10 protein-coding genes are annotated in these 7,669 nt (G+C 56.9%); 6 read left to right on the plus strand and 4 right to left on the minus strand.

The genetic code is table 11. The features are described 5' to 3' along the window. Window positions 1-185 precede the first annotated feature (185 nt). The 4 genes from Q0C48_RS07450 to Q0C48_RS07465 all read right to left on the minus strand — a co-directional run bounded on the left by Q0C48_RS07450 (window position 186) and on the right by Q0C48_RS07465 (window position 3,393). Complete coding sequence (locus Q0C48_RS07450) at window positions 186-938, minus strand: competence/damage-inducible protein A (RefSeq protein WP_291523020.1); 753 nt, start codon at window positions 936-938, stop codon at window positions 186-188. Continuing rightward, window positions 935-1,600, minus strand: coding sequence for a phosphoribosylglycinamide formyltransferase (purN, locus tag Q0C48_RS07455; protein WP_291523022.1), 666 nt, complete (start codon window positions 1,598-1,600; stop codon window positions 935-937). Before purN ends, Q0C48_RS07450 begins: the two co-directional genes overlap by 4 nt. Then, on the minus strand, window positions 1,593-2,630 hold the full coding sequence (gene purM / locus Q0C48_RS07460; protein ID WP_291523024.1) for a phosphoribosylformylglycinamidine cyclo-ligase: 1,038 nt from the start codon (window positions 2,628-2,630) through the stop codon (window positions 1,593-1,595). The genes purN and purM overlap by 8 nt, the downstream gene beginning before the upstream one ends. 145 nt (window positions 2,631-2,775) lie before the next feature. Next, window positions 2,776-3,393, minus strand: a complete 618-nt coding sequence (locus Q0C48_RS07465) for a Fe-Mn family superoxide dismutase (protein ID WP_291523025.1) — start codon at window positions 3,391-3,393, stop codon at window positions 2,776-2,778. A gap of 158 nt (window positions 3,394-3,551) precedes the next feature. On the opposite strand from Q0C48_RS07465, the gene Q0C48_RS07470 reads away from it, so the two are divergent. The 6 genes from Q0C48_RS07470 (at window position 3,552) to plsX (ending at window position 7,540) form a co-directional block, all read left to right on the plus strand. After that, the gene (locus Q0C48_RS07470) at window positions 3,552-4,100 is read left to right on the plus strand and encodes a CDP-alcohol phosphatidyltransferase family protein (protein WP_291523026.1); all 549 of its coding nucleotides are present in this window, start codon (window positions 3,552-3,554) and stop codon (window positions 4,098-4,100) included. Beyond that, on the plus strand, window positions 4,097-4,810 hold the full coding sequence (gene hda / locus Q0C48_RS07475) for a DnaA regulatory inactivator Hda (RefSeq protein WP_291523027.1): 714 nt from the start codon (window positions 4,097-4,099) through the stop codon (window positions 4,808-4,810). Before Q0C48_RS07470 ends, hda begins: the two co-directional genes overlap by 4 nt. Next, window positions 4,810-5,682 (plus strand): YihY/virulence factor BrkB family protein, encoded by an 873-nt coding sequence (locus Q0C48_RS07480; protein WP_291523028.1) that lies wholly within the window; start codon window positions 4,810-4,812, stop codon window positions 5,680-5,682. The genes hda and Q0C48_RS07480 overlap by 1 nt, the downstream gene beginning before the upstream one ends. A 107-nt stretch (window positions 5,683-5,789) precedes the next feature. Continuing rightward, window positions 5,790-6,251, plus strand: a complete 462-nt coding sequence (locus tag Q0C48_RS07485) for a YceD family protein (protein WP_291523029.1) — start codon at window positions 5,790-5,792, stop codon at window positions 6,249-6,251. A gap of 40 nt (window positions 6,252-6,291) precedes the next feature. Continuing rightward, entirely contained in the window at window positions 6,292-6,477 is a 186-nt protein-coding gene (rpmF, locus tag Q0C48_RS07490; RefSeq protein ID WP_291523031.1) for a 50S ribosomal protein L32, read from the plus strand. Between the two features lie 37 nt (window positions 6,478-6,514). After that, window positions 6,515-7,540: a phosphate acyltransferase PlsX gene (gene plsX / locus Q0C48_RS07495; RefSeq protein ID WP_291523033.1), complete on the plus strand. Its 1,026-nt coding sequence runs from the start codon at window positions 6,515-6,517 to the stop codon at window positions 7,538-7,540. The last annotated feature ends 129 nt before the right edge of the window (window positions 7,541-7,669 follow it).

The raw sequence follows: 7,669 nt of genomic DNA on the forward strand, positions 1-7,669 counted from the left end.
TTTAGCCAGTCGAAAAGCGGCGGGATAAGCGCCCCCGCCAGCGCCGATGGTCAACAAGTCAACGTGTTGGATGGCCATTGCACACCTCCATATGGGCCATATGGGAAAGTCTAGTTCATTAGGACAGCAGATATTCCCGGCTTGCGGTTACTTGCCGGGCAAACTCGCCTGAAGCGCTGGCCTGATTACGATTCGGGGAGGCTCAGATCCTGAACTTCGAGCCCCATCAGGTTCAGGCGGGCCTTCAAGTCGCGGATGGCGACCTGAACGTGCGCCTCTTGCCCTGCCACACCCATTTCGATTTGCGGACCAGTCGCCGTGAAGCTGGGCAGGCTGGAAAAGCGTATGTCCGGATGGGCAGCACAAAAGCTTTCCATAAGAGGGACCAGGTTGCCTTCCCGTGCACTGGGTAAAAGAACCCGTGCCTCTATGTCAGCCACCAAGGGAGGAAAATACTGCTCCAGCACCCAGTCGCTCATGGGCTCCGCCATTTGCGGAAATCCCGGGAAGAAGTATCCATTACCTATGGAAAATCCCGGCACATTATTGACCGGGTTAGGGATCAGTCTTGCCCCGGCGGGCAGATCGGCCATCCGTACCCGCACCGGTTCCGCCTCGTCACCGAACTGTTGGCGAATCAATGCCTCTGCCTCAGTGTGCCGGGACAAGGTAACGCCGGCAGCTGCTGCGGCGCAATCGCGGGTCAGGTCGTCGGGCGTTGCGCCTAAACCGCCAAAGGAGAAGAATGGCACAGATTGCGCCATGGCCGAGCGCAACTGGGTCAGCAGAATATCCCGGGTATCGGGCACGATCAGGCACCAGGCGACGCCATAACCGCGTCGCGCCAGTTGCTGGCGGCTGCGGAGAAAATGGCGGTCTTCCCGTTTACCGGAGAGTATCTCGGTGCCGATGATCACCAGGCCAACATCTTTGCTCATGGGGAACTCTCCAGAGAAGGGGCAATGGCCTCGCGCGTGGCCGTCTGTGGTGGCTCTCGCCACTGGGTGCGCCCGGCGGCGAGAGCCACCCGGCCACCCAGCAGCCACGCCAGCGCCTGCGGATAAATACGATGTTCTGCGTCGAGCACGCGCGCGGCAAGAGACTGTTCATCATCTGCTGGCAGGACTGCCACGGCCGCCTGGATGATAATAGGGCCAGCATCCAACTCCGCCGTCACAAAATGGACGCTGGCACCATGCCAGCACACACCCTGCTCCAGCGCCTGGGCATGGGTATGCAATCCGGGAAAGGCGGGAAGCAGGGAAGGATGAACATTCAGCATTCTACCCTCATAGTGTTGAACGAAAGCGGGGGTGAGCTGACGCATGAACCCAGCCAGCACCACGACATCCGGGGCGTAGTCGTCAATCTGCTTTTGCAGTGCGGCATCGAAGTTTGCCCTGGTCCCATAGTCCCGATGATCGACAGTAAGGGCAGGAATGCCTGCCGTCATCGCCAGTGCCAGTGCTCTAGCGGCTGGGCGGTTACTGATGACTGCAACGACTTGCGTGTCCGGTATCTGTCCGCTATGGCAAGCGGCAAGGATGCTTTGCAGGTTGCTTCCCCGGCCGGAAACCAGAATCACCAGCCTTTTAGTCAAGAAAACGTACTCCCTCACCGTCCTGACGTGGCACCAACTGCCCGACAACGAAGGCCTGCTCACCGTTCTCTGTTATAGATTGCACGGCGGCCTGCCTGGATTCCCAGGGGACCATTGCGACCATGCCGATACCCATGTTGAAAACCCGCCGCATTTCCTCCACGGAGACCTGTCCCTGCTCCTGTAACCATTGGAAAATGGCCGGCATTTGCCAGGTTTGGGGATCAATGCGAGCGGCAAGCGCTGCGGGCAGTGAACGGGGCAAGTTTTCTACCAATCCACCGCCGGTAATGTGAGAGAGGGCGTGTACCGTAACCGCCTTGCGCAGGGCCTGAATGGCATTCACATAAATCCGGGTCGGTTGCAGCAGCAGATCCACTAGCGGCTCACCGTTGATTTGGACATGGGAGTGGGCGCCGCTGCGTACGAGAATTTCCCGAATCAGAGAGTAGCCGTTACTGTGCGGCCCGGACGAGGCAATGCCAATCACCGCATCTCCCTCCCGGCAGGCCGCACCCGTCAGGATATCAGACTTCTCGACGATACCCACCGCAAAGCCCGCAAGATCATAATGCCCAGCCGCGTACATGCCGGGCATTTCTGCAGTTTCCCCTCCCAGCAAAGCACAGCCAGCCTGCCGGCAACCCTCGGCCACCCCGGTGATAACCGCTTCGGCTACGGCATTATCCAACTGCCCGCAGGCATAATAGTCGAGGAACCAGAGGGGCTCTGCGCCGGGGACGAGAATGTCGTTGACACACATAGCGACCAGATCAATGCCGATACTGTCATGTTGATTGGCTTCCAAGGCGAGCAACAGCTTGGTGCCTACCCCATCGGTGCCTGACACCAGTACCGGCTCGCGATAACCGCTGGGTAGGGCGAACAGTCCGCCGAAACCGCCAATGCCGCCGAGCACGCCGGGGCGGTGGGTACTTTCGGCAAGGGGTTTGATACGGTCCACCAGCGCATTGCCAGCATCGATGTTGACTCCGGCACTGCGATAGGTCAAAGGTTTCGGGGTATCCACGGTGACTTCCTCAAAGGGGTTTGGGTCATGGTATGAGGGCCTCTGGCGCCTGTCAAAGGGGCAACCAGCAGAGTCGTGCGGTGAACGGCGTCCAATAAAAAAGAGCGGCGAACCGCTCTTTTACGAGTCAAATCCCTACAGATGATTAGAACCGCTTGAAAATCTGACCACTTTTGGCCGCCTGGAAGCGCGCTTCCACCACGCCCCAGTTCATGTTCTTGTGAATGGCGGCTAGGTAATCCGCGCGGCCAAGAGCCTTCCAGTCCACCATGTAGGCATGCTCGAAGACATCAACGATGACCAGCGGCACAAAGCCGCCCACATTACCGTCTTCATGAAGCTGGACAAAGTGATTATTCATCTGACCGGTGGTGCCATCGTAGTAGGCGATAGCCCAACCTACGCTACGGCTCTTGGCGGCAGACATCAGATCTTCATGCCACACCTCGGTACTGCCAAACTGCTCAGTGACCGCTGCCTTAAAGCCGGGTGCCTGATCAATGCTGCTGCCGGGCTTCAACTGGGCAAAGTAGTACTCGTGTAAAACCATGCCGTTATATTCGAAGCCAAAGCGCCGGCGGCGGTCTGCATAGGTAAGTGAGCCGGTTTTGCCTGCGGCACGCATTTCCGCAAGCTCTTTGCGCAATGCGTTGCTTTGATTGACGTAACCAACATAAAGTCCCCAGTGATCATTAATCTGGGCATCGGAAATGCCATCCAGACTGCCGGGCTTTAATTCTTCGCGCACGCTATATTCGGACATTCGCTATTCTCCTGATTTCAAGTTTAGAACTGAACTAATGCTTGGTAGATTGTAGTCAGTGCCAGAGCTACCTGCAAACGACCTCCCTGTCGTTTGAGTGGTGACTGTGCCCTCGATTTTTCTTGACAGTCCTCGCCCCCTTGCCTAGCTTCACTGCGATGAACCTGCCGAATCTGTTGACCTTGTTACGACTCTTTCTGGTGCCAGTGATCTTCTACGCGCTGGCGAAAGGGCTTTTTGCCGTGACCCTGATCATTTTTTTGGCGGCGGCGATTACCGATGCACTGGATGGTTGGATAGCCCGTCATTATCATCTTCAGACCCGTTTGGGGGCCGTTCTTGATCCGATAGCGGATAAACTACTCGTAGTGACGACGGTTATCACGCTGACCTGGTTGCAGCGTATTCCTTTGTGGATGACCGTCGCCGTTATCTCCCGGGACCTGCTGATCGTCGGTGGCGGCCTGCTCTACCTGCTATTGATCGGAAAATTTAGTGTCCGCCCGACGCTGCTGTCGAAATGGAACACCGCGCTACAGTTTATCGTCATTGTGCTGGTGCTGTTACAGGCAGCATGCCATTGGCGTGTCTCGCTGCTGCCAGCCTTCGTTCTGGCGTTCCTGATGGCCGTTGCGTCCGGGGTGCAGTATGTCTGGGTCTGGAGCCGTAAGGCGATTGCTCAGGAGGGGGTCTCCGGCGAATCATGACCGGCATGCGGCAGCTTATTCTCCCCTTGGGGGTGAAGTCACAAGCAACGTTGGAGGGGTATTATCCCCATCCCAATGCGGAGGCGCTGCGTGCGGTGTTGAATCTGGTGGCTGAACAACAGTGCCTCTGTCTTTACCTTTATGGGCCGGGTGGAGTGGGTAAAAGTCATTTGCTGCTGGGGGCAGCATCCGCTGTTCCTGGATGGGTACCTTATATAGACTGCGGCGATATCACTAATCCGTTTAATAGAATAACGGATCCAGAGACGTTCTCCAGTCTGGCAGAGGCTCCTCTGTTGTGTCTGGACAATGTTGAAAGCTGGGCGGGTCAGCGCGATAAGGAAACTTTTTTTTTCGATCTCTATAATGAACGCATGGGCCGCGGGCAACCGATGCTCCTTGCCAGTCGACGGTCACCGCAGCTCACTGACTGGGTGCTCCCGGACTGGGCAAGCCGGGTGAGTGCGGGTTTGCAATACGCTCTGCGTTTCCCCAGTGATGCGGAGAGAAGTGTCATTTTGCAAGAAATGGCGCAGCGCCGCGGCCTGCAGATTGGTGTGGACGCCGCTCACTATCTGTTGCGGCATTATCCGCGCGATCTTGGTGCACTGGACCACTTGTTGGGTGTGCTGGATGCCCGAAGTTGGGAGCAGCAACGAGAAGTGACCATCCCTTTCATACGCCTTTGTCTGGTTGCGGAGAAATCGTGATGACGGAAAAAACACCACCGCGCCAATGCTTTCGCCAGAATGACAAGGCACTGGCATCTGTTCCCGAAGAGCATGCCAATCGTTGGCAGCGTATGTTTTACCGGGTATTCAGGGCCTGGCATGGTTTCTGGAACGACGAATGTATCGACCGTGCAGGATTGCTCGCTTATACCACGCTCTTTGGTTTGGTACCGGCGATGGTGCTGGTCTTCAGTCTGTGGAATCTGGTGGGTTTCAGCCCACTTCATCGTGCCCAGGTTGACCATCTGATTTTGCGCAGTTTTGTCCCCCGGACGGGGGATGCGATTCTGCGCCAGGTAAACAGCCTCGCAGCACGCGGTGCGCAATTGGGTTTTTTGGGCGTATCAGGGTTGGGCGTCACCGCGATTTTTCTGCTTCGTGAGGTAGAGCGACATTTCAACGCCATCTGGGGTGTCACACCGACTTGTCTGTGGTGTCGGGTTCTGCGCTACGTGGCCATGCTTCTGGTGGGTCCGCTCAGCATCGCGCTCATCCTGCCCCTGCTTGGTCCCCTGCAACCCTTGCTGGCTTACTTGGCGTATTTCCCCATCCTGCCCCCTTTTATGAGTTATGTGCTTACCTTTCTGGTGGTCACAGTAGTGATGGCGCTGCTCTACAAAATACTGTCTTCGGCACCCACGCGCTGGCGGGATGTCTTTGTTGGCGGGGTGTCCGCCGCCATCCTGTTTGATGCCGCGAAAATTGCGCTGGCCGGTTATCTGCAATTTTCAACCTTCGAAACTATTTATGGTGCTTTGGGCGCCTTTCCTATTTTTCTCCTCTGGTTATATATGGCCTGGGCGAGTATTTTGTTCGGTGCGGAGATGGCGGCGGCTGCGATAAATCTGTGATGGCTGCAAGGGATAGTGCACTGCGCGCAGCAGTATGCGGAATGCCGCTGGAAAGTCGCGGGCAAACGCTTTACTTGCGGCGCCGTGATCGCTAATATCCCGCGCTTATGTTTTCCGCCAAAGCATCCAGCCTGCCGATTGCCCGGGTGTCTGTCCACGGTGACAGACTGGAGGGTGTTATTGATTCTCGCGCGTGGTTGCGCTTAGGCGATGCGCTGGTCAGCGTGCAGGCAGTGAGTGTAGACCTTGATCTGATCCGCAGGGGGCAGGTGATCGCTGCCGATGGCCATATAGAGGTGCTTGGTGAGATTCGTTGCGAACGCTGCATGGGTGTTATGCCCTTACAGCTTTCCGTGACCGTGCACAGCGGATTGGCAGAACAGGAGTGCGCAGTTGCCGCGCTGGATCCTGGGCTGGAGGTGGTCCTCGCTGAAAATGGCGTTGTCGCTCAGCAAAGTTGGTTAGAGGATGAAGTACTACTGGCCCTGCCCATGATTCCTCGCTGCGTGGATTGGAAATCAGGCATATGCCCGGTTTCGGGGCTTGAGCCGTTAGTGGTTGTCAAATGAAGTGCAGTACATCTTGATACAGATTGGGAGAGATTGAGTCATGGCCGTTCCACAAAGTAAAACTTCCCGTTCACGTCGTGACATGCGACGCGCTCACGATTTCCTGGTAGCGGTGAACCGTTCCGTATGTGCCCATTGCGGTGCAGCCAAGCTGCCCCACCATGTGTGCCCGGAATGTGGTTTCTATAAAGGTCGCGAGATCGTGAAGAAGGCGGTCGAAGCCTGACCACGCTATTACGCCAGAGCGTCTCGGAGGTTTCGCGATGCCGCATATTGCGGTAGATGCCATGAGTGGTGATTCCGGCCCGTCGACGGTGGTTCTCGCCATCCGTGATCTGCTCAAGGGTCACCCCGATGTCATTTTTCACATGGTCGGCGACACGGAGGCTCTCCAGGCAGAGCTTGCGCGAGCACGCCTGCAGGGCTCGGTACAGATCGTCGTACATCACGCCAGTCAGGTGGTGGCGATGGATGAGGCACCGTCACAGGCCCTGCGCGGCAAACGAGATTCGTCCATGCACGTCGCCATCGGCCTGGTGCGGGAAGGGCATGCCGATGCGGTGGTCAGTGCGGGTAATACCGGTGCACTGATGGCACTCGGTAAAGTGTTTCTTCGCACCATTCCCGGCATAGACCGGCCGGCCATTGCTGCATTTCTGCCGACGACGACAGGGCGTCTCCTCGCCCTGGATCTGGGTGCCAATGTCGATTGTCATCCGGAACACCTCCTGCAGTTTGCGGTAATGGGCTCTATATTTGCCGAGCGCGTCATGGGCCTTGCCAAACCGCGAGTCGGCCTGCTCAACATTGGCTCTGAAGACATTAAGGGTAATGAGCAGGTCAAAGAGGCTTCGCAGCTCCTGCGCGCTGCTAAATTGAACTTTATCGGCAACGTGGAGGGTTCCGATATTTATCGGGGTGTTGCTGACGTGGTGGTTTGTGATGGTTTTGTGGGTAATGTAGCGCTCAAGACCTCTGAAGGGCTGGCGACGATGATCAGCCACGAATTACGTGCTAGCTACACCCATGGCTGGTATGGGCGTATTGCGTATTTGGTCAATCGTCCTATTTTGCAACGCTTGCGTCGGCGCCTGGATTCCCGTCAATACAACGGCGCTACGCTGTTGGGCTTAAATGGGATCGTCATCAAGAGCCATGGGAATGCCGACCGCTTTGCCTTTGCCTGTGCCGTAGAGGTGGCTATTGCCGAGGCCAAACATCGCCTGACCTTGCATATTGCCGAAGTGATTCAGGAAAATCTCGCCTCGGCGGTGCGAAACAGCGCGTGAAACCCATTTTTAGCCGTATTGTCGCCACCGGTGGCTATCTGCCGGAACGTATCCTCAGCAACCATGACCTGGAGCAGATGGTGGATACCAGTGATGCCTGGATCTTTGCGCGCACCGGCATCCGCTCCC

The organism is Acidithiobacillus sp. (genome assembly GCF_023255755.1).
GTDB lineage: Bacteria > Pseudomonadota > Gammaproteobacteria > Acidithiobacillales > Acidithiobacillaceae > Acidithiobacillus.

What these genes read in the sequence shown, in the direction of transcription:
- Q0C48_RS07450 (WP_291523020.1), bottom strand. Translation starts at nt 938, where the DNA reads ATGAGCAAAGATGTTGGCCTGGTGATCATCGGCACCGAGATACTCTCC.
- Q0C48_RS07465 (WP_291523025.1), bottom strand. Translation starts at nt 3,393, where the DNA reads ATGTCCGAATATAGCGTGCGCGAAGAATTAAAGCCCGGCAGTCTGGAT.
- Q0C48_RS07470 (WP_291523026.1), top strand. Translation starts at nt 3,552, where the DNA reads ATGAACCTGCCGAATCTGTTGACCTTGTTACGACTCTTTCTGGTGCCA.
- hda (WP_291523027.1), top strand. Translation starts at nt 4,097, where the DNA reads ATGACCGGCATGCGGCAGCTTATTCTCCCCTTGGGGGTGAAGTCACAA.
- Q0C48_RS07480 (WP_291523028.1), top strand. Translation starts at nt 4,810, where the DNA reads ATGACGGAAAAAACACCACCGCGCCAATGCTTTCGCCAGAATGACAAG.
- Q0C48_RS07485 (WP_291523029.1), top strand. Translation starts at nt 5,790, where the DNA reads ATGTTTTCCGCCAAAGCATCCAGCCTGCCGATTGCCCGGGTGTCTGTC.
- rpmF (WP_291523031.1), top strand. Translation starts at nt 6,292, where the DNA reads ATGGCCGTTCCACAAAGTAAAACTTCCCGTTCACGTCGTGACATGCGA.
- plsX (WP_291523033.1), top strand. Translation starts at nt 6,515, where the DNA reads ATGCCGCATATTGCGGTAGATGCCATGAGTGGTGATTCCGGCCCGTCG.